Annotated in this window: 22 protein-coding genes; 12 read left to right on the forward strand and 10 right to left on the reverse strand. The window is 73.8% G+C overall.

All coding sequences use genetic code 11. From position 1 onward, the window contains the following. Positions 1-408: 408 nt before the first annotated feature. From SL103_RS00700 to SL103_RS00715, 6 genes are all read left to right on the forward strand, one after another. Positions 409-1,668 (forward strand): beta-ketoacyl-[acyl-carrier-protein] synthase family protein, encoded by a 1,260-nt coding sequence (locus SL103_RS00700; RefSeq protein ID WP_069573232.1) that lies wholly within the window; start codon positions 409-411, stop codon positions 1,666-1,668. Positions 1,669-1,699: 31 nt separating this feature from the next. After that, the gene (locus tag SL103_RS00705; RefSeq protein WP_079145489.1) at positions 1,700-2,431 is read left to right on the forward strand and encodes a GNAT family N-acetyltransferase; all 732 of its coding nucleotides are present in this window, start codon (positions 1,700-1,702) and stop codon (positions 2,429-2,431) included. Then, complete coding sequence (gene lanKC, locus SL103_RS00710) at positions 2,428-5,109, forward strand: class III lanthionine synthetase LanKC (protein ID WP_069566848.1); 2,682 nt, start codon at positions 2,428-2,430, stop codon at positions 5,107-5,109. The genes SL103_RS00705 and lanKC overlap by 4 nt, the downstream gene beginning before the upstream one ends. A gap of 9 nt (positions 5,110-5,118) precedes the next feature. Then, positions 5,119-5,196, forward strand: a complete 78-nt coding sequence (locus SL103_RS39485; RefSeq protein WP_236680023.1) for a hypothetical protein — start codon at positions 5,119-5,121, stop codon at positions 5,194-5,196. Between the two features lie 344 nt (positions 5,197-5,540). Beyond that, positions 5,541-5,636 carry a class III lanthipeptide gene (locus SL103_RS38280; protein WP_208869784.1) on the forward strand — a complete coding sequence of 32 codons (96 nt, stop codon included), beginning with the start codon at positions 5,541-5,543 and terminating at the stop codon, positions 5,634-5,636. A 118-nt stretch (positions 5,637-5,754) separates the two neighbouring features. After that, positions 5,755-7,584, forward strand: coding sequence for an FAD/NAD(P)-binding protein (locus tag SL103_RS00715; RefSeq protein ID WP_069566849.1), 1,830 nt, complete (start codon positions 5,755-5,757; stop codon positions 7,582-7,584). Between the two features lie 34 nt (positions 7,585-7,618). On the opposite strand, the gene SL103_RS00720 is transcribed toward SL103_RS00715, so the two are convergent. After that, the gene (locus tag SL103_RS00720; protein WP_069573233.1) at positions 7,619-8,302 is read right to left on the reverse strand and encodes a response regulator; all 684 of its coding nucleotides are present in this window, start codon (positions 8,300-8,302) and stop codon (positions 7,619-7,621) included. 153 nt (positions 8,303-8,455) lie between these two features. Further along, positions 8,456-9,652 (reverse strand): sensor histidine kinase, encoded by a 1,197-nt coding sequence (locus tag SL103_RS00725; RefSeq protein WP_164492740.1) that lies wholly within the window; start codon positions 9,650-9,652, stop codon positions 8,456-8,458. Between the two features lie 326 nt (positions 9,653-9,978). Between SL103_RS00725 and SL103_RS00730 the strand changes: the two genes are divergently transcribed. Both SL103_RS00730 and SL103_RS00735 read left to right on the forward strand, forming a co-directional pair. Next, positions 9,979-10,779, forward strand: coding sequence for a 4-phosphopantetheinyl transferase family protein (locus SL103_RS00730; protein WP_069566850.1), 801 nt, complete (start codon positions 9,979-9,981; stop codon positions 10,777-10,779). A 242-nt stretch (positions 10,780-11,021) separates the two neighbouring features. Beyond that, positions 11,022-11,573 carry a transglycosylase family protein gene (locus SL103_RS00735; RefSeq protein ID WP_069566851.1) on the forward strand — a complete coding sequence of 184 codons (552 nt, stop codon included), beginning with the start codon at positions 11,022-11,024 and terminating at the stop codon, positions 11,571-11,573. Positions 11,574-11,606: 33 nt separating this feature from the next. Here SL103_RS00735 and SL103_RS00740 read toward each other — a convergent pair whose 3' ends face one another. The 5 genes from SL103_RS00740 to SL103_RS00760 all read right to left on the reverse strand — a co-directional run bounded on the left by SL103_RS00740 (position 11,607) and on the right by SL103_RS00760 (position 17,245). Next, on the reverse strand, positions 11,607-12,404 hold the full coding sequence (locus tag SL103_RS00740) for a class I SAM-dependent methyltransferase (RefSeq protein ID WP_432215330.1): 798 nt from the start codon (positions 12,402-12,404) through the stop codon (positions 11,607-11,609). Positions 12,405-12,438: 34 nt separating this feature from the next. After that, positions 12,439-13,674 carry an aminotransferase class V-fold PLP-dependent enzyme gene (locus SL103_RS00745; RefSeq protein ID WP_069566852.1) on the reverse strand — a complete coding sequence of 412 codons (1,236 nt, stop codon included), beginning with the start codon at positions 13,672-13,674 and terminating at the stop codon, positions 12,439-12,441. A 1-nt stretch (position 13,675) separates the two neighbouring features. Continuing rightward, on the reverse strand, positions 13,676-15,016 hold the full coding sequence (locus SL103_RS00750) for a pyridoxal-phosphate dependent enzyme (protein ID WP_069566853.1): 1,341 nt from the start codon (positions 15,014-15,016) through the stop codon (positions 13,676-13,678). After that, a complete protein-coding gene (locus SL103_RS00755; RefSeq protein ID WP_069566854.1) occupies positions 15,013-16,530 on the reverse strand; it encodes an alanine racemase in 1,518 nt (505 codons plus the stop codon). Before SL103_RS00755 ends, SL103_RS00750 begins: the two co-directional genes overlap by 4 nt. A 154-nt stretch (positions 16,531-16,684) precedes the next feature. Continuing rightward, positions 16,685-17,245 carry a GNAT family N-acetyltransferase gene (locus SL103_RS00760; RefSeq protein ID WP_069573237.1) on the reverse strand — a complete coding sequence of 187 codons (561 nt, stop codon included), beginning with the start codon at positions 17,243-17,245 and terminating at the stop codon, positions 16,685-16,687. Between the two features lie 173 nt (positions 17,246-17,418). Here SL103_RS00760 and SL103_RS00765 point away from each other — a divergent pair, with 173 nt between their 5' ends. After that, positions 17,419-17,790, forward strand: a complete 372-nt coding sequence (locus tag SL103_RS00765) for a hypothetical protein (RefSeq protein ID WP_347877828.1) — start codon at positions 17,419-17,421, stop codon at positions 17,788-17,790. Positions 17,791-17,895: 105 nt separating this feature from the next. On the opposite strand, the gene SL103_RS00770 is transcribed toward SL103_RS00765, so the two are convergent. Continuing rightward, entirely contained in the window at positions 17,896-18,312 is a 417-nt protein-coding gene (locus SL103_RS00770) for a hypothetical protein (RefSeq protein WP_069566856.1), read from the reverse strand. Between the two features lie 254 nt (positions 18,313-18,566). Further along, complete coding sequence (locus tag SL103_RS00775; protein WP_033268004.1) at positions 18,567-18,854, reverse strand: hypothetical protein; 288 nt, start codon at positions 18,852-18,854, stop codon at positions 18,567-18,569. A gap of 83 nt (positions 18,855-18,937) precedes the next feature. On the opposite strand from SL103_RS00775, the gene SL103_RS00780 reads away from it, so the two are divergent. The 3 genes from SL103_RS00780 (at position 18,938) to SL103_RS00790 (ending at position 22,446) form a co-directional block, all read left to right on the forward strand. Next, complete coding sequence (locus SL103_RS00780) at positions 18,938-20,086, forward strand: site-2 protease family protein (protein WP_069566857.1); 1,149 nt, start codon at positions 18,938-18,940, stop codon at positions 20,084-20,086. A gap of 17 nt (positions 20,087-20,103) precedes the next feature. Next, on the forward strand, positions 20,104-20,844 hold the full coding sequence (locus SL103_RS00785) for a PP2C family protein-serine/threonine phosphatase (RefSeq protein ID WP_069566858.1): 741 nt from the start codon (positions 20,104-20,106) through the stop codon (positions 20,842-20,844). Between the two features lie 75 nt (positions 20,845-20,919). After that, entirely contained in the window at positions 20,920-22,446 is a 1,527-nt protein-coding gene (locus SL103_RS00790) for a protein kinase domain-containing protein (protein ID WP_069566859.1), read from the forward strand. A gap of 19 nt (positions 22,447-22,465) precedes the next feature. Here SL103_RS00790 and SL103_RS00795 read toward each other — a convergent pair whose 3' ends face one another. Further along, positions 22,466-23,254 (reverse strand): MBL fold metallo-hydrolase, encoded by a 789-nt coding sequence (locus SL103_RS00795; protein ID WP_069566860.1) that lies wholly within the window; start codon positions 23,252-23,254, stop codon positions 22,466-22,468. Positions 23,255-23,283 lie beyond the last annotated feature (29 nt).

The following is a 23,283-nucleotide window of genomic DNA, read 5'->3' on the forward strand; positions in this document are numbered from 1 at the left end:
GTGCCCCGCACGATGCCGCGGGGGCAGTTGTACGGACCAGCGTCCCGTCGGACCGGGCCATTCGGATCATCCGCAGGTAGGCACTTTCCGCCCCGGCGTCTGTCACTTTCTATGTACTCCGGCCCCTACCCGGAGGCTGTCCGGGGCCGGAGCGGGGCCGTCCGGGGGCGGTGGACGCCCCTCCAGCGCCGCCAGCCTGGCCCGTACAGTCAATTTTCGTGACAGTGCGAGTCATGCGTCTGAGAGCGTTTTCGCTGGTACGGGGCCTGGTGGGCCACGTTGTCATCGCGCGACCGCCCTCTGACTCTCCGGCCGACTGTTGACAGGTCGATGACTCAGCTGTCATCTTTCTGGTCATGAGGACGCCCCAAGCGTGACAACGGGGCAGGAATTCAGGAGGTGGGTTTCATGGAGTTGCGCACGGATCGGCGGCGTGTCGTCGTCACCGGCTGCGGCGTGGTCTCCCCCGTGGGAAACACCACCGCGGACTTCTGGAACGCCCTTCTCGACGGCCGCAGCGGAATCCGCGCCGTCACCCGCTTCGACACCTACGGGCTCCCGGTCCGTATCGGCGGGGACCTCACCGGATTCGACACCACCGGCTGCCTCACCCCGCAGGAGGCCCGGCGCAGCGACAACTTCACGCAGTACGCGGTGGTCGCCGCGGTCCAGGCGATGCGGGCCGCCGGCCTCGCAACACCGGCCGGCATCGACCCGCACCGCTTCGCCGTGGTGATCGGCTCCGGCTACGGCGCCGCCATCGCCATCCAGCAGCAGTACGACGTGCTGCGGGAGCACGGACCGCGGCGGGTCTCCCCGTACCACTCGGTGCTCACCGCCATCGACCACCCGGCCGGCCTGCTGTCCATCAAGTACGGGATCAGCGGACCGAGTTGCGCGGTCTCGGCGGCGTGCGCCACCGGCGCGGTGGCCATCGGCGAGGCGGTCGAGATGATCCGCCACGGCCGCGCGGACCTCGCGCTGGCCGGCGGCACCGACGACTCCCTCACCGCGGTCGACCTGGCCGGCACCGCCAACGCACAGGCCCTCTCCCGCCGCAACGACGACCCCGAAGGCGCCAGCCGGCCCTTCGACCGGGACCGCGACGGCTTCGTGATGTCCGTCGGGGCCACCGTCCTGACACTGGAGGAGGCCGGTCACGCCGAGCGGCGCGGCGCGGAGATCCTCGCCGAGGTCGCCGGCTACGCCGCCACCACCGACGCCCACCACGCCACCGCCCCCGATCCGACCGGCGCCGGAGCCATCCGCGCGATGCGCGGCGCCCTCGCCGACGCGGGGTGCGTGCCGGAGGACGTCGGCCAGGTCAGCGCGCACGGCACCGGCACGGTCCTCAACGACCGCATCGAGGCCGCGGCGCTGCGCGAGGTGCTCGGCCCCGACCAGCTGCGCCGGACGCCGATCACCGCGGTCAAGAGCATGACCGGGCACATGCTCGGTGCCTCCGGAGCCGCCGAGGCCGCCGCCGCGGTGCTCTCCCTCCGGGACCACGTGATCCCACCGGTCCGCAACTGCGACCACCCCGAGGAGGAAGACCTCGACCTGGTCGTCAAGGGCGCCCGCGAGTGGGACGGCGACGTGGTGCTGAGCAATTCCTTCGGCTTCGGCGGCCACAACGCCGTCCTCGTACTCAAGCGCTGGACCCGCTGACCCCACCCACAGAGAAGGAGGTAAACGCACCGTGCAGGGACGACTGGTGACCTTGGAATGGCCCGGCGACGACGACTGGGCCGCGATCGCCTCCTGGCTGCGGCCCGGCTCGCCGGCCGCCGTACTCAGCGGGGACTGGGAACTGCTGGGCGCCGCCGAGGTCGAGCAGGCCAACCGCTCGGGCCGGGTCCACAACCTGGTGATCCGCGCCAAGGACGGCGAGCGCATCGGGACCGTGAGCTACCAGCGCTCCGGCCGGATCGGCGGCTACACCGTCGGCGGCGCGATCGGCTCGCCCGAGCTGTGGCGCCGCGGCTACGGCGCGGAGGCCGTCGTGCTGCTCGTCGACTACCTCTTCCACCAGCTCGACGCCCACAAGGTGCAGGTCACCACCGCCGGTTACAACAAGGGCATCATCCGGCTGATGACCAAGACCCAGTTCGTGGTCGAGGGCATCCTGCGGGACCACTGCTACCTCGACGGCGAGTACCACGACGCGATCGTGTGGGGCCTGCTGCGCGACGAGCACTACGCCTCGCTCAAGCCCAGCGACGACAACCGCGTACTGGCCGTCGGGCTCGCGGACTTCGTCCCCGAGGACGACAAGACGCAGGCCCGCGCCGTGCTCGCGGAGCACCTGGCGAGCACCGGGCGCACCGCGCTGGCGCCCTACCTCGACGGGGCGGCGCCCCGACCGGCCGCGGTGCCCGCGGACCCGTCCGACGCCGCCGGCCGCGCCGAGCCCGCGCGAGGTGCCGCATGAGAGACGGCGCCGAGAGCTTCGCCCTGGCCGACCGCACCTTCTTCGACTGGCCGGGCAACTGGGACCTGGAAGCCACCCGCTTCCCCGCCCCGCCCCTGCCCGACGGCTGGACCCACGACGAGAACGAAGCCTGGGCCTTCTGCCGCCCGCCCGAGGACCGCCTCCCCGACCAGGGCTGGAAGATCCACGTCAGCGCGGCCCCCGACGACGCCGCCCGCACCATCGCCGACGTCGCCGCCTACTGCACCCGGCACGGCCTGACGTTCAAGTACCTCAAGAGCGCCAACGTCCTGCGCGCCCTGAGCCGCAAGTACGCCCAGCGCTCCTCGGCCGGCAAGCTGCTGACCGTCTACCCCGTCGACGAGGCCGACCTGGCCCGCACCCTCGAAGGGCTCGACGCGCTGGTCGGCGGCCGCCCCGGCCCGTACGTCCTGACCGACCTGCGCTTCCGCGAGGGCCCGCTCTACGTCCGCTACGGCGGCTTCCGCACCCACTACACGGAAGACGCCGACGGCGAACTGGTCACGGCCTTCCACCGCCCCGACGGCACCCCGGAGCCGGACCGCCGCACCCCCGTCTTCCACACCCCCGACTGGGTCACGGTCCCCGACGTGCTGAAGGAATCGCTGGCCGCCCGGCAGGCGCTGGACGACTTCCCCTACCGGATCACCGGGGCGCTGCAGTTCTCCAACGGCGGCGGCGTCTACCGCGCCGCGCCGCTCGGCACGGACGCCCTCGGTGCGGGCGAGACCGGTGTCGTCCTCAAGGAGGGACGGCCGTGGTCCGGGACGGACGGCGTCGGCCGCGACGCGGTCACCCGGCTCGCCCACGAGCACCGGATGCTCCAGCGGCTGGCCGGCCTCCCCGGGATACCGCGGACCTTCGGCACCCTCCAGGTGCGCGACCACCTCTTCCTGGTGCTGGAGGACATCGAGGGCCAGGACTTCCAGACCTGGCTCGCCGCCCACCACCCGCTGACCGTGCCGGACCCCGACGAGCAGGCCGTCGCGGACTACAGGGACCGCGCACTCGCCCTGTTCGGCCGCATCGAGGCGCTGGTCGCCGCGGTGCACGGGCGCGGCGTCCGGATCGGTGACCTGCACCCGGGCAACCTCATCATCAAGCCGGGCGACGAACCCGTCCTCCTCGACTTCGAGGTCGCCGACGAGATCGACCGGGCCACCCCCAGCAGCCTGGGCGCCCCCGGCTTCCACCGCGCCGACGCGACCGGCGCGGACGGGGACCGCTACGCCCTCGCCGCGATCGGCCTGTGGCTCTTCCTGCCGCTGGCCGCCCTCGGCGGGCTCGCCCCCGACAAGGCCCCCGCCCTGCTGGCCACCGCCGCCGAGCGCTACGCCCTGCCGGACGCGCTGGTGGCGCGGCTGGCGCCGCAGCTGGCCCCCAACGACGACACGACGTCCGAACTCCGCTCCCTGCCAGGGACGTTCCCACCCAGCGACGTCCTGGCCTCCCTGGGCCGCGGGCTGCGCGAGAGCGCCACCCCGCACCGCGCCGACCGGCTCCACCCCGGCGACTTCGAGCAGTTCGTCGAGGGGGGCGCGGGCTTCGGCCACGGCGCCGCCGGTGTCCTGTGGGCCCGGCACACCGTCCTCGGGGAGCGCGACGAGGAGGGCGCGGCCTGGCTGCGCGCCGCCGTCGACCGGGTCCCCGCCGAGCGGATCGGCTTCTACGACGGCCTGCACGGCATGGCCTACGTCTTACAGGAGCTCGGCGACGACGAGGCGGCCCAACGGGCCCTCGACCGCGCCGCGGACCGGCTCCCCGTGCGCCACTGCCCCAGCCTCTACCGCGGCCTCTCCGGCGTCGGCCTGAACCTGCTGCACTTCGCCGACGCCCTGGACCGCCCCGACCTGCGCAAGCAGGCCCTCGACCTGGCCGGCCGGGTCACCGAACGACTGGCCGCGGCCCGCACCGAACCCGTCGAGCGCAGGCGCCGACGCGGTGCGCAGGACGCCGCCGGGCTGATGTACGGCTGGTCGGGCGCCGCGCTCTTCCTGCTGCGCGCCCACCAGGCCACCGGCGACCCCGGGTTGCTGGACCAGGCGGTGCTCGCCGTCCACCGCGACCTCGACCGGTGTTCCCCCGGCCCGCAGGACACCCTCCAGGTGGACGAGGGCTTCCGGCTCCTGCCCTACCTGGACAACGGCAGCGCCGGGATCGCCCTGGTGGCCGCCGCGCTGCTGGACCACCGGGACGACGACCGGATCCACCAGGCCCTGCCCGCCCTGCTGCGCGCCTGCGCCGCCGACTTCGTCATCGAGTCCGGCCTGCTGGGCGGACGCGCGGGACTGCTCGCCACCCTGGCGGCCCTCCGCGAACGGGCGGCGCTCCCACCGGAACGGACCGACCGCTACCTGCGCCGGCACCTGACCAACCTCGGCCAGCACGCCATGACGCGGAACGGGGCGGTGGTCTTCCCCTGCGACGGCCGCGCCCGGATCTCCATGGACCTGGCCGGCGGCGGCGCCGGAGTCCTGCTGGCGCTCTCCACCACCGAACGGGGCACCCCGCTGCTGCCGTTCCTCACAGACTCGCGCCCCGCGGCGGCCGTTCATCCGGCCGCACCGGGACGCGTCGGCGGCGCCCACGGTGCCGTCACCCCCACCGCCCCGTCCGGGGCAGCGGGCACTGCGCACCACGGAAGGGAGGTGTCGTAAATGACCATCATGGATCTTCAGGGTCTGGAGGTGCCGGGCGAGCGTGACGCCCAGGCTCTCGGCTCCACCGTCTCCGGCGGCTGCTGACGCGACGCCGGACGGGCCGCGCACCGAAATGCACGGCCCGCCGGCTCCAGGTGTCCCGCAACGGCACCTGGTACGTCACCACCGTTGATCATCCGCGACTCACCCTCGGAAGGAGGTGTCGACAAATGACCATCATGGATCTTCAGGGTCTGGAGGTGCCGGGCGAGCGTGACGCCCAGGCGCTCGGCTCCACCATCAGCGGCGGCTGCTGAACCGGCTGACCCTTTGACCACACGGTGCTTGATCACACGAGGTTTGCTCACACGTTTGATCACACGGTGCTCGGTTTCCACCACGCACCGTGCATACCACCGTACACACGTTCACCGATTCTCGGAAGGGAGGTGTCGACAATGACCATCATGGACCTTCAGGGCCTGGAGGTGCCGGGCGAGCGTGACGCCCAGGCGCTCGGCTCCACCATCAGCGGCGGTTGCTGACACGGCGCCCGGTGGTCCCGCACTACGGTGCGGGCCACCGGGCCCCTGTGTTTTCTGACGTCAGTCCCCGGCCGTCGGGCACCTCTCGCACGGCCACCGGCCAACGGACGGAGGCCAGTTGAACCGGCAAGTGGGCCCGGCCCGCTCCCTGTGCGTCATCGGCTGCGGCCCGCGCGGCACCTCGATCGTCGAGCGGATCCTCGCCAACGTCCCCGCCCTGTACGGCGACCGGCCGCTGGACCTGCACGTCGTCGACCCGTACCCGCCCGGCGCCGGCCGCACCTGGCGCACCGACCAGCCCGGCCTGCTGTGGATGAACTCCGCCGCCGAGCAGGTCACCCTGTACCCCGACGCGAGCGTGGACTGCGCGGGCCCGCCGCGCCCCGGACCCACCACCGCCGGATGGCTCGACGCCCCGCTGCACGACGGGGCCTACGCCGCCCGCCGCGACCAGGGCCGCTACCTGCGCCACTTCTTCGACACCGTCACCCGCGAACTCCCCGCCACGGTGCGGCTGTACGTCCACCGGGCGCGCGCCGTCGACCTGCGCCGGGTGACCGCGGACGGCCTGCCGCCGGCGCCGGGGGACACCCCGGCAGGCCGCCAGCAGGTGGTCCTCGACTCCGGCGAGGCACCCTTCCTGGCCGACCGGGTCGTCCTCGCCCAGGGCCACCTGGAGACCCGCACCGACCCCGCGCCGCCCGGCCTGACCCGGATCGGCCCGGGCCCCGCCGACCCGGACGCGCTGGCCGCCGTGCCGCCCGGCGAACCCGTCCTGGTCCGCGGACTGGGGCTGGTCTTCATCGACTGCCTGGCGCTGCTGACCGAGGGCCGCGGCGGCCGCTTCGTCCGCACCGCCCCCGGCGGGCCGCTGCGCTACCTGCCCTCCGGACGCGAGCCGCGGCTGTACGCGGGCTCCCGCCGCGGGGTCCCGCTGCCGCCCAAACCGGCGCGCGGCGCCCCGGACGCCCCGGCCGCGGCCCCCGCCGCCCCGCGCTTCGCCACCCTCGACGCCTGCCGCGCCCGGCTGGCCCGTCCCGCCGCCGCCTTCGGCCGCGACGTCTGGCCGCTGGTGCTCGCCGAACTGGGCTGGTGCCACTACCGCGCGCTCTTCGCCGAGCGGCCCGCCCGTACCCGGATGAGCCGGCAGGACTTCGAGGACCAGTACGCGCTGCTGCACACCGACCCCGAGCGGCTGGCCAAGCTCGCCCGCGAGGCGGTGCCCGACCCCGCCGACCGGCTCGACCTGGACCGGCTGGCGGACCCGCTCGCCGGGCTGCGGTTCGACCGGGCCGACGACCTCCAGCGGCAGGTGCGCGGCCATCTCGCCGAGGTCCTGCGCGGTCGTACGGGGCCCGCGCGCGGGGTCGCGACCGCCCTGGTCGACGGCCTGCAACGGGCCGGTGCGGTCATCGAGGAGCTGTGGCGAGCCGGCGACCTGGCGGCCGATCAGGTCAGCGAGGCGCTGGGCCTCTTCGCGATCGGCACCCACCTCAGCTCGGGCCCGCCGCCGCTGCGCGCCGAGCAGCTGCTCGCGCTGGCCGAGGCGGGCGTGGTGACGTTCGTGGGACCCGGGATGCGGGTGGAGACCGCGGCGGCCGGCCGGCGCACGGTGTACCGGGCGACCAGCCCGGCGCTGCCCGGCGTCGCCCACGAGGCGGCCGTCCTGCTCGACGCCCGGCTGGCGGCGCCCGCACCCGAGCGGGCCGCCGATCCCCTGCTGCGCGCCCTGCTGTCCCGCGGCGAACTGGCGGCCGAGCGCACCGCGGACGGCGCCGCGAGCGGGATGCTGCGGCTGTCCGGCGCGGGACTGCACCCGATCGGTGCGGACGGCACCGAGCACCGCGACCGGATCGTCGCCGGGCCGGCGCAGTTCCCCCGCCCGGGAACCAACGCCGTCTACTTCCGGCAGAACGACGCGATCGCCCGCAGCCTGCTCGGCGACTGAGCGCCCGCCCGGCACCGGGCCCGGGCCGGGCGGCTCACCCCTGCGGCGCGTTGATCCCGTACTGCTGCGCCAGGATCGCCGCCTGCACCCGGCTGCGCAGATGCAGCTTCGACAGGATCCGGCTGATGTGGGTCTTCACGGTGCCCTCGGCGAGGCTGAGGGTCTGTGCGATGGCGCTGTTGGGCAGCCCGCGGGCGATGCACGCGAGCACCTCCAGCTCCCGCTTGGTGAGGGAGTCCAGGGCCTGCGTGGTGTCGTCCGGCAGCCCGGCACCGGCCGGCAGCGGCGGTCCGGCCGCCGGTAAGCGGCCGCTGAACTCGGTGATCAGCCGCCGGGCGATGGCCGGGGTGAGGAACCCGTCGCCGTGCGCCACCTCCCGTACGGCGCTGACCAGCACCGCCGGCTCGGCGTTCTTCAGGATGAAGCCGCCGGCCCCGGCCCGCAGCGCCCCGAAGATGTACTCGTTGAGGTCGAAGGTGGTCAGCACCAGCACCTCGGCCAGGCCGCGCTCGACGATCCTGCGGGTGGCGGCGACGCCATTGAGCAGCGGCATCTGCACGTCCATCAGCACCACGTCGGGCCGCAGCTCGGCGGCCATCCGGACCGCCGCCTCCCCGTCACCGGCCTCGCCGACGACGGTGATGCCCGGGTCGGTCTGCAGTACCAGGACCAGCCCGGACCGCACGGCGGCCTGGTCGTCGGCCACCAGCACCCGTATGCCGGGCGGCCGCCGGTCCGCCCCCTCCCCCGGCGCGTCCGCCGTCGCGTCCTGCACGCTGTCCTCCACCGGCTGCCTCACTGGCTGTTCCACCTCTCGTCCTCACCGCCCCCGTGCCGGACCCGGGGCCGTGTCGCCCCGGGAGTCGTCCCCCTATGCGTTCTGGGTCAGCGGGAGCACCGCCCGTACCCGCCAGCGCCCGGGGGCGGTGCGGTCGGGTCCCGCGTCGAAGATGCCGCCGACCAGCGCGGCCCGCTCGGACATCCCGGCGAGCCCGGCGCCGGCACCGGTGGTCAGCTGCGCCACCGGCCGCTGCCGGGTCCGGCCGTCGGAGCGGGCCAGCGGGCTGTCGACCGAAATGGTCAGCTGCTCGGCGCCGGCCTCGCAGCGGATCCGCACCCGGCCCGCGGAGGCGTGCTTGAGGACGTTGGTCAGCGCCTCCTGCACGATGCGGTACGCGGTCACCTCGATCACCGACGACACCTCGGGGAAGCTCTCGGGGAAGTCGGTGTACAGGGTCAGCGCGGCGGCGTCGGCGGCCGGCCGGGCCTGCTCGACCAGCGCGCCCAGCGCGTTGAGCTGCGGCCGGTCCCAGTCGTCGTCCACGCCCCGGTCGGACCGCAGCAGCACCACCATCCGCCGCATTTCGGCCAGTCCCTGCACGCTGTTCTCGCGGATCACCGCCAGCGCCCGCAGCACCGGGTCCTCCTCGCCGTCGTCGTCCCGGCCGCCCTCCCGCTCCCGCTTGGCCTCGCTCAGCGACAGCACGGCGCTGGAGTGGATGGCGATCGCGCTGAGGTGGTTGGCCACCAGGTCGTGCAACTCCCGTGCCATCCGGGTGCGTTCGGTCTGCAGCACGGTCTTGCGGTCCAGTTCCGCCAGCCGGTTGATCTGCGCGGCGCGCTCCCGCTCGGTGTCCGCCCGCTCCTTGTGGTTCCGTATCAACACCCCGGTCCACACCGGGGAGATGAGCAGCAGGGCGACGATGACGCCGGTCGTCACCCCCTCCGAGCGGTCGCTGATCACGATCAGGGCGACGGTGGTGGCGAGCGTGACGGCGACGGTCCCGAACTGCAGCAGCCGGCACAGCCAGGTGGCCCCGTACAGGGCGGCCGCGTACAGCAGGTCGGTGTAGATCAGCACGGGGCCCAGACCGCCGCTCGACGTCATCTCCACGAGCACGGTCACGGTGCCGACGGCGACCGCCAGCGGGGGCAGGGCGCTGCGGTAGGCGGTCGCGGCACACAGCACGAGCACCGGCAGGACCGCCTGCCAGACGGCGATGTCGCCCCCCATCACCCGGGGGCCGCCCACCACGTACAGAATCAGACAGCCGGCGAAGAATCCCACGGCCAATCTGAGGTCGCGGAGCGGTATGGGGCGGCGGCGCGCGTGCGTTCTTGTGAAAAGACGTAACCACACACGAGGACAGTACTGGGGCGTGTCGCCCGTTCTCTTGGCCCTGGCGCCCGAATTTGGGTCGGTCTCCCGTACATCGAAGTATGTAGCCGTACATCAGCAGGAGGGATGACTCGAAGGCTCCGGAGGATCTGCAAACCTTGGGCTGTCTGTATCGATCGATGTAGGCGAAAAAGGGGGAGACAGCTTCTGTATGACGGCCTGTCACTCACCCAGTGCGGCCTCGGCACCGCTCAACTGTGGAGGACGGAAAGTACGTGGAAACGAACGCCGCTCTTCTCGAACTCTGTCCGGAACCCCTTGACCAGGACGTTCCGGATCCTCGGCACCACCTCGTCCGGACCCCTCCGGCACCCCTCGCACCCGCACCCTCGACCGACCGTCCGCACCCGCACGACCACCCGGACGCGGCGGCCGTCCCCGTACCGATCTTCGTCGTCCCCATCGAATCCCCCACCGCACCCTCCGCAGTGTCCCCCGCGTTCGACGGCTCCACCAGCCTGCTGTCCCCGGACAACTGCCTGGGCCTGAACGGCCATTCCAGAGCCACCCTCGACGGCGCGTCCCGCAGCTGGCTGCTGGCCCGGCTCCCCGCCCGGGTGGCCACCGCGATGGCCGCCGCCACCCACTGGGAGCTCTACGGCACCCGCGGCCTGCTGGTGGTGGCGTGCGGTGAGGACGCCCGCAGGATGGGTTTCTCGGTGGAGTCCGTCCGCCGCGAGGCCGCCGCCCCGACCACCCCGTACGAGGTGCTGACCGCCCGGGAGGCGCGGCTCGCGGCCACCTGCCCGGACGCCGAACGGGAGCGTCTCATCACCCGTTTCTGGGTCCGCAAGGACGCCGCCATGCAGGCCGTCGGCCGCGGTCTGTCCATCGCTCCGGAGCGTATCGAGGCCGGCTTTCCCACCGACCACGGCACGGTCAGCGTGCCGGGCCCGTACGGCCTGGAAGTCCCCGTTTCGGTAAGGAACTTCGCCTTCGCGGCCTCTTACGAGTTCGCGGTGGCCACCGCTGAACCCCTTCCGATCGCCCCTTCCTTCGCCTATTCGGGCACGTAATTGCCCGTTTCCCGCGCAGGTGGCGCGGCCACGGCGAATTCCGTGCTCCTGGCCTGAATTCACGCCTTGACAGCGGCGGCCGCGGGCGACGGCACGGCAATGGCCCAGCCGGGTGAAACGCACGCATGTCGCGCTTCGCCGGTTGGGCGAAAACCATATTGCCGGGTTAGTTGGTGCGTGCCCACCGGTCGTGGCGAGCACGCGGTCACGGCGTTGCCGGAGCACAGCGGAGGAATCCCGTGATGCCGTCGCCCCACGCCAAGCGTTCCGTCGTGACGATCCTGTCCGTGCTGCTGGCGGTGCTGAGCGTCCTCGGCCTCGCCGCCCCCGCCGTGGCGACCGGTGCTCCCCTCGGTTCCCCGGTGCCCGACTGGGAGCGCATCGCCGCCTGCGAGAGCAACGGCCGCTGGCACATCAACTCCGGCAACGGCTACCACGGCGGCCTGCAGATCGACCCCGCCACCTGGCGCGCGTACGGCGGCGGCCAGTACGCCCCGCGCGCCGACCTCGCCAGCCGCGACGAGCAGATCTCCGTCGCCCGGCGCATCGTCCGCGACCGCGGCATGTCCGCCTGGCCCAACTGCTCCTACACCACCGGCACCCGCGCGGTCCCGCAGCAGGCTCCGCCCGCCGCCCACTCCTATGTCGTACGCCCCGGCGACTGCCTCTCCGCCATCGCCGAACGCACCGGCACCCCTGGTGGCGCCAAGGCCCTCTACCACCTCAACAAGCACCGTCTCCCCGACGGCGCCGATCGCATCTACCCGGGCCAGCGGCTGCGCCTGCGGGCGTGAGCCCGGGCCGGACGCGCCGGGGGCCGTGGGGGTTCAGCGCACCGCGACCACCACGTGGCTGTTGCCGAACTGCCAGACCGGCCCGGCGTGGCGGAAGCCGGCCTCGCGCAGCAGCGTGAGGTGGGCGGAGAGGGTGAGGTGTTCGCCCTCGCTGGCGGGCAGCGGGCGGGTGCGGCGTTCGGCGAGCAGGCCGGCGAGTGCGGGGTCGGCGTGTGCGGCGGCCCACCAGGAGTCCCAGTCCTCGTGGGAGCGGACGCGCCGGCGTTCGGCCCGGCGGCGGCCGACGGCGCGGGCGATCTCGCACAGCCGTCCGGCGTCCTGCCGGAGGTGGTCGCCGTTGACCAGGACGCCGCCGGGGCGCAGGCGGTCGGCCAGGTCGCGGTAGACGCGGCGCAGGGCCGCCTCGCCGAGGTAGTGCAGGGCGGTGGTGGAGACCGCGGCGTCCAGGGGGCGGTCCAGGGCCAGGGCGCCGAGCCAGCCGGGGCGGCCGATCACGGCCTCGACGAAGCGGACGGCCGGGCCGTAGTACGCGCGCCCCAGCCCGAGCAGGAGAGGGTCGGCGTCGACGGCCACGATCGCGGCGTGCGGGAGCCGGGCCGCCAGCCGGGCCGCCAGGGCGCCCGGGCCGCAGCCGAGGTCGACGACCAGCGGTTCGGCAAGGCCGGCGGTGGTGTGTTCGACGACGTCGGCGATCACCGTGAGCCGCTCGTCGCGGTCGACCGCGTAGTGCTGCTGCTGGTCCTCCCAGCGCCGCACCCAGCGTGCCGCCGTGGCGACGCCGACGCTCGTGCCGCCCCGTACCTCTGTCGTTCCGCTCGTCCCCGACACCACGCGCCACCCCTGCTCGCACCGATGATTGTGAAAATCATTGCAGACTGGTGAGGGTGGAGACCAGCGCGTCGATCTCCTCCGGAGTGTTGTGGACGTGCAGGCTCACCCGCACGGAGCCGTCCTCCCCGCCCGCGGGCGCGCCGGCCTGGCAGTGGTGGTCGGAGCGGACCATGAAGCCGTGGCTGTAGAGGATGAAGCCGAGGTCGGTGGAGCTGATGGCGCGGTGCCGGAAGGTGACGATGCTGCGGCGGCGCTGGACCCGCGAGGCGGCGGACAGGCTCTCCCGGCAGCCGAGGACCTCGTACGCGTCGAGCCGGCCGAGGCCGTCGGTCAGCCGGGCGGCCAGCGCCACCGTCCAGCGCTCGATCCGGTCCGTGCCCGCCGCGTCCAGCCAGTCGAGCGCCGCCGCCAGGCCGGCGATCCCGGCGGTGTTGGGGGTGCCCTGCCAGCCGCCGGGGCGGAAGCGGGGGCCGCGCAGGCCGCGGGCCCAGACGGCGCCGGTGCCCGGCAGGGCGAGCGCCTTGTGCCCGGAGAACACCACGAAGTCGACGTCCAGCCGGTCGGTGGAGACCGGGAGGTGGCCGACGCTCTGGGCGGCGTCGAGGCAGATCGGCACGGCGGGCCCGGCCACCTCGCGGAGGCGGTGGACGTTCATGTCGGCCCCGTACACGTGGTGCACGTGCGTGGCGGCGATGAACCGGGTGCGGGGGGTGAGCTGCGCCGCCAGCGCCGCCGGGTCGTAGTCGCCGGAGCCCTCCTGGCAGGGCAGCGCGCGGACGCGGACGCCGATGCCGCGCCGCGCCAGCAGGTCCCGGGCCTCCAGCCACGGCGCCAGGTTCGCCCGGTGGTCGGCGAACGGGACGACGATCTCGTCGCCGTCGGTCAGGAACGTGGTCAGCCAGTCCCGGGCGACGGCGCGCAGTCCCTCGGTGGTGCCGCTGGTGAAGTGCACGGCGGAGCGCTCGGGACGCGGGTCGCGCAGGAAGGACTTGACGCGGTCGCGGGCCGCCTCCACCAGGGCGGTCGTGGCGTTGGCCCAGGGGTAGGTGCCGCGGCCCGCGTTGGCGTTGGAGGTCGTCAGGTAGGAGAGCACGGCGTCCAGGACGGCCTGCGGCTTCTGCGAGGTGGCCGCGCTGTCCAGATAGGCGAGTCCGGGGTGGGCCGTGATGATCGGGAACTGGGCGCGCAGCGGACGCTGCCACGCCCGCAGCGCCACCAGGTCGTCGTCCGGCGTCTGCCGCCGGGGCGGGTCCTCCACGGGACGGCTCATGTCAGTCCCGCACCAGGGGAGCGCCCGCGTCGCGCCAGGCGATGATGCCGCCGGCCAGGCTGCGGACGTCGGGATGGCCCATCCGCGTCAGCAGCGCCGCGTACCGTACGGACTTCTCGCCGACCGGACAGGCCAGCAGGACCGGCTGCCGCTTGCTGAACGGCAGCCCGCCGCGCAGGAGTTCGTCGAACAGTTCGTCCACGATGTTGATCGAGCCGTCGATGTGCAGGGCGGCGTAGGCGAAGGGGCCGCGGAGGTCGACCACCAGCGGGCGTTCGGCGGCGATCCACTTCCGGGCGTCGGTGGTGTCGATGACGGTCGTCGCCCGTATCTCGGCGTCGGTGAGGGTGGCCACCGAGTTCCGCGCGGGCGGCCGGCCCAGCAGCTCCGGCCGGCGTTCGCGGACGTAGCCGAGGTAGCTCTCGACGCGGTCGCAGACGATGAAGACGGCGGTCCGCCGGCGCCCGTCCGCGCCCGCCGCCCCGGCCGACTCCGCGTCCAGCGGCCGCAGATGGCGCACCGCGCCGTGGTACGCCGCGCCGCCCGTGGGCCCGGCGAGCAGGCCGCAGCGGCGGATCAGCGTCAGCATTCCGTCCAGCGCGTCGTCGGCGGCGACCGCCTCGATCGTGTCGTAGGTGGCGGGGTCGAAGAGGCCGACCTCGTGCACCTCGTCGAGGGTGCGGATGCCCGGGATGAAGTCGGACTTCTCACCGACCAGTCCGACGACCCGGACCGCGGGATCGTGCGCCCGCAGCGCCCTGGCCACACCGGTGGACGAACCGGCGGTGCCCACACAGGCGACGAACCAGTCGGGGGCCCGGCCGTCCAGGTCGGCGATGATCTCCGGGCCGGTGCCGGCCGCGTGCGCCGCGGTGTTCAGGTCGTTGAAGTACTGGTCGGTGTGCAGGCTCGGCCGGCCGGGCCGGGTCAGCTCCTGGTGGAAGAGGGTGAGCGGGTCCTCGGTGTCGGTCGGGTCGAGGCACTCGCTCCGGCCGGGCAGCTCCTCGATCTCCGCGCCCAGCAGCAGGAGCAGCTCCTTGATCTCCGGCACCCGCATCCGGTTGGTGACGCTCTTGAACGGCAGGCCGTGCATCCCCGCGATGACGGCCAGCGCCTTGGCGGTGTTCCCGCTGGACAGCTCGACGATCGTCGCGCCGCGGCGCACCGCGTCGGGCAGGCCGGGCCGGGCCATGTTCCAGGCCGCCCGGTCCTTGACCGAGCCGAAGGGGTTGAGCATCTCCAGCTTCGCGTACAGATCGATGTGGCGCAGGCCGTGCACGGCCGGGTCGATGCGCACGAGCGGGGTGTCGCCGATGGCGTCGGTGATGCTGTCGTACCTCATGCCGTGAGTCCCCCAGAAGGTGTGAGCGGCCAGTACTGCTCGTCGAGGCACCAGCGCCAGGAGCCGTCCTCCTCCCAGGCGGCGACCTTGTGCGCGACGGGCTGCGCCTGTGCGCGGGTGGCGCTGAAGTCCATGCAGTAGCCGGCGGTGTTGGCGAACGCGAGCAGGTCTCCGGGGCGTGGCGGGCGGGGCAGGAAGACGGCCCTGCGGGTGATCAGATCGGACTCCAGGCACAGGCTGCCCGTCAGGTACACCCCGTGCGCGCCCGGCCCGCCGCCGTCGCTCCCGGTGCCGTCGCACCCGGCGTCGTCGTCGGCCGCCGGGCCCGGCCCGTCGCGCGGTACGAGCACCGGGTCCATCAGGACGCCGTGCTCCTCCAGGCTGACGTCGTCCGCCGTCATGGCCAGCCGTACGAGCCGGTCGCCGGCGGCCGTGCTGCGCACCTCCAGCACCCGCGCCAGGGACAGCCCGCACTGGTCCACCAGGGCCCGGCCCGGCTCGCTGTACAGGTCGTAGAGGTTCTCCAGCAGCAGGGTGCCCAGCGGGCGGCCGCCCAGCGACGGTGCCGGGCGGGCGAGCAGCGCGTCGAGGTAGGCGGCGCCGGCGAGCGGCCGGTGGGCCGGGTAGAGGCCGAGGGCGCCGCGCAGGGTGCCGCCCTCCGCCCGCAGGCCGTAGCCGTGTCCGCCCCAGGTCAGCGGGGGGCGGCTGCCCAGCACGGCGTGGGTGAGCGCGGTGGTGTACCGGTCCCAGGCGGCGCCGTCCGCGAGGTAGTTGACGCCGAAGCCGCCGCCGATGTCGACGGCCCGCGGTCGGAAGCCGCGGCGGCGCAGCGCGTCCATGGCGTGCAGCGCGCCTTCGAGGGCGAGTGCCTTCTCGTCGAGGCTGGTGGTGTCGAGGTGGTGGCCCACACCGACCGGTTCGACGGCGTCCCGGTGGCGTTCGACCGCGTCCAGCAGGCCGTCCAGCAGCGTCACGGAGGTGCCGAACCGGCTCTGCCGGGAGCGCACCCGGATCCCGGACGCCGCCGCCTCGAACCCCGATAACCGCAGCAGGACGCGCACCGGCGCGAGGCCGTGGCGGCGTACCAGCGCCGCCAGCCCGGCCAGTTCGCCCTCCCCGTCGACGCTGACCGTGACGCCGGTGCGCGCGGCGAGCCACCGGAACTGCGGGTCCTTGGGGCCGGTCGCCACGATCCGGTCCGGGGTGAAGCCGGCGCCCAGCGCGTGCTGGAGCTCGCCCAGCGAGGCGACGTCGATGCCGGCGTCCGTGGCGGCGAGCCGGCGCACCAGGGCGCGGGAGCGGTTCGCCTTGTGCGCGAAGTAGACCTGCCCGGCGAGGCTGTGCCGGCCGTGGACGGCGCGGAAGCGGCCGACGTTCGCGGCGATCCGGTCGGGGAGGACGATGTTGAGCGGTGAGCCGAGCGCGTCGACGAGCGTGTGCAGGAAGGCCGGTGCGCGCAGTACGGTCGCCAGCGGTGGTTCCAGGTGCGGTTCCAGTTGAAGGGCACCGTTCATCCCGGACGTTCCCTCCCCTGCGAGGCATGAGAATGGCGGGCCGCGGTTCCTCTTCGGCGGCCCGGTGGCCCGTCCGGTGGATCAGGGTCGAACGGGCACAGAGACCCTTTCCATTCGTGCGCCGTTTACCCCCGCAGCGGAAAGGGGGTTCCGGTCAGCCGGCCGTCCGCAGGTCGAGCGCCATCAGGATCTCGTCCCGGTCGTCGCCCGGCGCGAGCCGCAGCGCGCCGGGCCACCGGCCGACCTCCGTCCAGCCCAGCCGCCGGTAGAAGTCCTCCAGCCCCAGCCCCTCCCGGACCCCGATGTGCAGTTGCTCCAGGCCCATTTCCGTCGCCGTGCCCCGGGCCCGCCGCAGCAGCGCGCTGCCGATCCCGCGGCCGCGGAAGGCGGGGTGCGTCTGGACGTGGTTGACCACGCCCCAGTGCCGGATCAGCGGGTGCAGCTCCCTGCGCACGACCAACCAGCCCGCGAGCGTGCCCTCGACGGTGGCCAGCAGCAGCCGGCCCCGGTCCGGGGCGAGCCCGGCGACGAGTGCGTCGGCGGCCGGCGCGACCTGTTCGGCGTCGACCGGCGGCACGGGGAAGGCGAGCGGGACGACCGCCCCACCGGAGTTGGCCACAACCGTCCAGCAGGCGATGAGTTCCGCGCGCCACCGCGCGGTCAGCTCCCGCGGCCGGGCGATCTGCACGAACCCGGCCACCGCGTCGTCGTCCATGCCGGCAGCGTGCCAGAGCGCCGCGCGCCGGAGGGCCGTCACGGTGAATCCAGTGGTCGGACAGGGTGAATACGAAGGACGGGCCGTTGCTCAGGCTTGGTGGATGCGGTGACGCCCGATAGCAAGACCGCGGGTTACCAAACCGCGAGGTGCAGGAGCACACAGTGAAGAACATGGCACGCGTCAATTTCGTGATCGCAGGAGCATGTGGCCTGCTCCTGGCTGCGGGTGGGGCATCTCCCGCCCTGGCGAACGGGTTCGACGGGGGGTACGGCGGCGACGGCGTATGGGCCAGCGACACCATCGCCAGCTTCCACACCGTGCTCCGCTGTGGTCCCCGGGCGAGGATCTGCGTCAACGGCCCGCTCAACAGCGGTAACGTCAGGAACGCGCAGAACGTCCGCCTGTCGGGCAACAACAGCGACAGCGGCAGCCCGACGATCGACAACGGCAACACCAACGTCGACAGCGGCGGTACGACCGGTGCGGAGAACAAGACCGGTAACGACATCCAGCACAACGGACCCGGTTCGACGCGTCTGTGACCTGACGCGGTGAAGCGGCCCCGCTCCCCGGTACCGACCGGGGAGCGGGGCCGCTTCGTGTGGTCCGTGCCGGCCGCGGGGAAGCGGCCGGCGGGGGCGTCCGCGTCAGAAGCCGAGGATCTTGAAGACCCGCTGGATGTTGTTGCTGCTGCCGACCGACGAACCCGATGTCGAGTTGGCGCTGTTCGTCGAGCCGTTGGTGCTGGACAGGTTGCCGCTGTTGTTGGGGTTGCCGTGGTTGATGAAGTTGCCACTGTTGAGGCTGTTACCGCTGCGCACGGGGCCGTTGATGCAGGGGTGCGGCGACGGCGACTTGTACACCGGCGACTTGTAATGGAAGTCGGCGAGGCGGTTGTTGCAGATGACGCCGGAGACCATGCCCGTGACGTCACCGACGTCCGCGCCCACCGCGGCCTGCAGCAGCGATTCCCCCGGAACCGTCACGGCCGTGGCGGCACCGCTGCCGAACAGCACCAGCCCGCACGCCCCGATCACACTTCCTGCCTGCGCAATTCTTCTCACGATGCTCCTCGCCTGTTCATCGTTCCGATGCCAGACGTATCGTGCTGCCGTTGTCCACCCGCATCGTCGTTCAACCCGCAGGGAGTAAAACGCTCGTCGGCCAGAATCAGCCGGGTGGCCCAACAACCCACCGGCCCCGTCGCCGTTGGCGCCGTACCGCCGGGGCAGGCTGAAGATCACCACGGGTCCGCCGCCGGTGCCGGGCAGCCGAGCGGCCCCCGCGCCGGATCGTCCCGCACCCCCCCCTCATCGCCTCACAGCACGAGCCGCTCCGGCATCGGCTGCTCCACACCGTCCAGCTCCAGCGTGCAGCGGGGCATGGACGGCACCAGGTGGGGCTGGCGCAGCAGGACGCGGAAGGGGTGCGCGGGCTGGTCGGGGAGCTCGCCCGTCAGGACGTTCATCCCCGGGCCGTGCTCCTTCTGATAGGCGACGACCTTCCCGTTGACCAGCAGCTCGATCTCGCCGTCCCGGCCGGGGCCGACGTTCACGGTGATCGAGTGGCCGCCCTGGTCCAGGTGGAAGTGATGGCTGTGCCCCATGACGCACCTCCGGGAGTCCAGCAGTCCCGCCAATAGGTCCAGCGTAGATTCCGCGCGCGACAATTGGTGTGGATAGGGATGAAATGAACGGTTCACTACAGATCGGCCAGGTCGTCGGGGTGCCGCTGCGGATGCACTGGAGCGTGCCCCTCCTGGTGGGCCTGTTCGCGTTCGGGCTCGGCCGGCAGGCCCTGCCCGCGTGGATGCCGGGCCGCCCGCCCGCCGTCTACGCCCTCGGCGGCGTCATCGGCGCCGTCCTGCTCACCGGCAGCCTGCTGCTGCACGAGACGGCCCATGCGGCGACCGCCCGCCGCCGGAAGATCTCGGTCGAGGACGTCACGCTGTGGGCGCTGGGCGGGATGACGCGGATGGGCCGCCCGCAGTCCGCCGCCGCGGCCTTCGCGGTGGCCGTCAGCGGCCCGCTCACCAGCCTCGCCCTCGGCGGCCTGGCGCTCGGCGCGGGCATCGGGCTGCAGCGCCTGGCCGGCTGGGCGGAGCTCCCCGCGGTGATCCTGCTCTGGCTCGGCTGGGCCAACCTCTTCCTGGGCGTCTTCAACCTGCTGCCCGCGGTGCCGCTGGACGGCGGACGGGTGGTGCAGGCGGTGCTGTGGTGGCGCACCAAGGACCGCGACCGCGCCGACCTGGCGGCCTCCCGCGGCGGGCAGGTCATGGGCGTCCTGTTCGTGGCGGCCGGCTGGATCTCCGTACTGCGCGGGGCGCCGGGCGGGCTGTGGATCGTCTTCGTCGGCCTGTTCGTCATGGTCGTCGCCGGGGCGGAGCGGCGCCGTGCCGCGCTGCACACGTCGCTGCGCGGCGTACGGGTCGCCGACGCCATGTCCAGCCCCGTCGTCACCGGCGCCGACTGGCTGACCGTGCAGCGCTTCATCGACGAGGTGGCGGTGCCCGCCCACCACACCGCCCTGCCGCTGCTCGACTTCGAGGGCCGCCCCAGCGGCCTGGTGCAACTCCAGCGGCTCGCCTCCGTACCGCCCCCGAGCCGGGAGACGGCCCGGGTGCGCGAGGTGGCGACCCCGCTGTCCCAGTGCGCCGTGGCCGCGCCGGACGACCTGCTGAGCGACGCCGTCGACCGCTTCACCCTGCGCACCGGGCCCCGGCTGCTGGTCCTGGACGCGGGCCGGCTGGTCGGCATCGTCACGGGCAAGGACGTGACCCGGCTGATGCAGCGGCGCACCCTGAGCGCCCGGGAGAACGGTGACCGGGCCGACGACTGAGAGAGGCGGAACCCGCCATGCCGTACGTCACCGTGACCGCCCTCAGCCACCCCGGCCTGATCCGGGACCACAACGAGGACAGCCTGGTGGCCGGCCCGTGGACGCTGTGCGCGACCGTGACCGAGAATCCGCAGACGCTGGTGTTCCCGCGCGGCCACCCGCTCGTCGTCGCGGTCGCCGACGGCATCGGCGGCCAGCCGGGCGGTGAGGTGGCCAGCGCGCTGACCGTACGGCAGCTGGCGGCGGTCGGCCCGGCGCTGGACGGCGCGCAGGCCGTCCAGGACGCCCTGAAGCTCTGCAACCAGGCGGTGTACGCGGCCGCCGACCGCGACCCCGAACTGCTCACCATGGGGACGACGGTGGCCGGCGCGGTCGTCCTGGCGGAGTCGCTGCTGGTCTTCAACGTCGGCGACAGCCGGGTCCTGGGCGTCACCGAGGACGGCCTGCGGCAGGTCAGCATCGACGACAGCCCGCCCCTGCAGCCCGGCCGTCGCACCACCTCCCTGGTCACCCAGGCGCTCGGCGGCGCCCCCGGCTTCAGCCCGATCACCCCGCACGTCAGCACGGCCCCGCTCACGCCCGGTGACCGCTACCTCATCTGCACCGACGGCCTGACCGACCCGGTGCCGCAGGACGAGCTGGACGAGGTGCTGCGCGCCCACGACGACGGCCGGGCCGCCTTCGAGCTCTGGCGGGCCGCCATCGAGGCCGGCGGCCCGGACAACATCACGCTGGCGCTGGTCGGCGTCGGGGACTGAGCGGCCCCGGGCAACCCGCGCGTGCTCCAGGCCGTCTTCCGGCGTGTTGGCGTCAGACGGTCCGTGGAGGAACCGGTGGAGCACAGAATCCTGGGCGAACGGTACGAGCTGGTGGAGCAGCTCGGGCACGGCGGGATGGGCACGGTCCACCGTGCCGTCGACCGCCGGCTGCGCCGCACCGTCGCGGTCAAGACGCTCTCCGCCGAGCTGGCGCTGCAGCCCGAGTTCCTCGCCCGTTTCCAGCGCGAGGCGCACGCCGCGGCGGCGCTCAACCACCCCGGGGTGGCCACCGTCCACGACGTGGGGGAGGACGCCGGCGGCGGCAGCGCCGAGCCCTACCTCGTGATGGAGTACGTACCGGGCCGGGCCCTCAGTCAGGTCCTGGCCGACGGCCTGCTGCCGGTGGCGCAGGCGGTCGACCTCGCCGGCCAGGTGCTGGACGCGCTGGAGCACAGCCACCGGCACGCCATCGTGCACCGGGACATCAAGCCGGCGAACGTGATGCTCACCGCCACCGGCCGGGTCAAGGTCGTCGACTTCGGCATCGCCAAGGCCCTCAGCGAGGTGGCCACCCGGCTGACCGGGACCGGCGTGGCGGTCGGCACCCCCGCCTATCTGGCGCCGGAGCAGATCAACGGGGCCGAGACCGATCACCGCACGGACCTGTACGCGGTGGGCTGCCTGCTCCACGAGCTGCTGACCGGGCGGCCCCCGTACACCGGGGACTCGCCGTTCTCCGTCATGCACCAGCACCTGGCCGCGGTACCGCCGGCGGCGTCCGCGCTGCGGCCGGGGCTGCCACCGGCCGTCGACGAGGTGATCCGCCGGGCGCTGCACAAGAACCGGGCGGACCGGTTCGCGGACGCGACGGAGATGAAGGCGGCGCTCGACGCGGCGGCCGGGGCCGCGCCGGCCGCCCCCGTACGGACGCCCACGGCGCTCGATCCCCGGGCCGGTGCGGTCGCCGCCGGGGCGCCGGCGCCGTCCCCCGCGCCGCCCCGCGGTGAACCGGCGGGGCGGGCCGCACGCCGGTGGCCGGCGCGGGTGGTGTTCCGGCCGACGGCCGAGGGGGCGGTCGCGCTGCTCGGCTGCTTCCTGGCGCTGGTGATCTCCCGTAGCGAGGTGATCGAGGTCGGCCGGTTCTCGCACGTCGCGCTGGGCGCCGCGGTGGCGGGGGCGGTGCTGCTGCCGTGGTCGGCGCGGCTGGCGTGCGCGGTGGTGTGGGGCCCGGTGGCCGAGGCGGTGGCCGTGTGGTCCGAGCTGTCCCGCGGCTCCCTCGGCTGGGACACCCGCTACGTCGTCATCGCCCTGCTGCTGGGTGCCGTGGCCGCGCTCTGCTTCGCCGCCGGCTACCGGGACGAGCGCAGCGGCGGCTTCGCCCTGATCGCGTTCTGGTTCACCGGTCTGACCTCGGTCTGGTTCTTCCTCGACGACCTGCACAAGATAGGCGTCTTCTACGTCCTGCTGCTGGGGGTCACGCTCGCCGTCGGCGCCCAGGTCCTCAAGGCGCGCACCCGGCCGCCGCGGGCCGCCGCCGAGCCGCGCGGCACCGCGGACGCCGCGCACGCCGCCGCCGGGACCGGCGCCGCGGCCCGCGGCTGAGCCGGTCCGCTGCCCGTCCTCACACGACGGTCTGCCCGCCCGGCTCCAGCAGGTGCAGCCGGTCGGCGAGGCCCGCCCGTTCGAAGGCCGCGGCCAGGGTGCCGGCGCCCTGGGTGAAGTGCTTCCAGTGCTCGAAGTGCAGCGGAACCACCGCCCGGGCGCCCAGGATGAGCGCCGCCTCGGCCGCCTGGTCGCTCGGCAGCGTGAGGTAGGCGTCGCCGAGCAGCGGGGTCCGCGCGCCGCCGGCGAACAGCAGCGCCACATCGACCGTCCCGGCCCGCTCGGCGACCGCGCGCACCACGTCGAGTGCGGCGTTGTCGCCGCTGACGTAGACCGTCGGCAGCTCCTCGCCGGACAGCAGGAAGCCGGTGACCTCGCCGACCAGGTGCTCGGAGCCGTCCGGACCGTGCTGCGCGGGCACACCGGTGATCCGCAGCGTTCTGCCGTCCGGGAGCGGCAGGGTGGTCTCCGCCCAGTTGGCCAGCGCCCGTACGGTGCCGCCGAGCCGTGCCTGCGCGGAGGCGGTGGACAGCACCAGCGGCGCACCGTCGAGGAAGGCCCGGCCGGCGCGGTCGAGGTTGTCCGGGTGCTGGTCGTGGGAGAGCAGCACCGCGTCGACCGGCCCGAGCGTGGCCGCGTCCAGCGCCGGGCCGGCGGTCTTCACCAGGGTGCGGTCGCCGATCGGGTAGTCGCCGGGCGGATCGAAGGTGGGGTCGGTCAGCAGCCGTACGCCGGCGATCTCCAGGACCGCGGTGGGCCCGCCGAGATAGCGGACGGTCAGTGCGGTGACGGGGGTGGACTCGCTCATGGCTGCCTTTCGCGGGACCCGACGTGCTC

The organism is Streptomyces lydicus, from assembly GCF_001729485.1.
Taxonomy (GTDB): Bacteria; Actinomycetota; Actinomycetes; order Streptomycetales; family Streptomycetaceae; genus Streptomyces; species Streptomyces lydicus_D.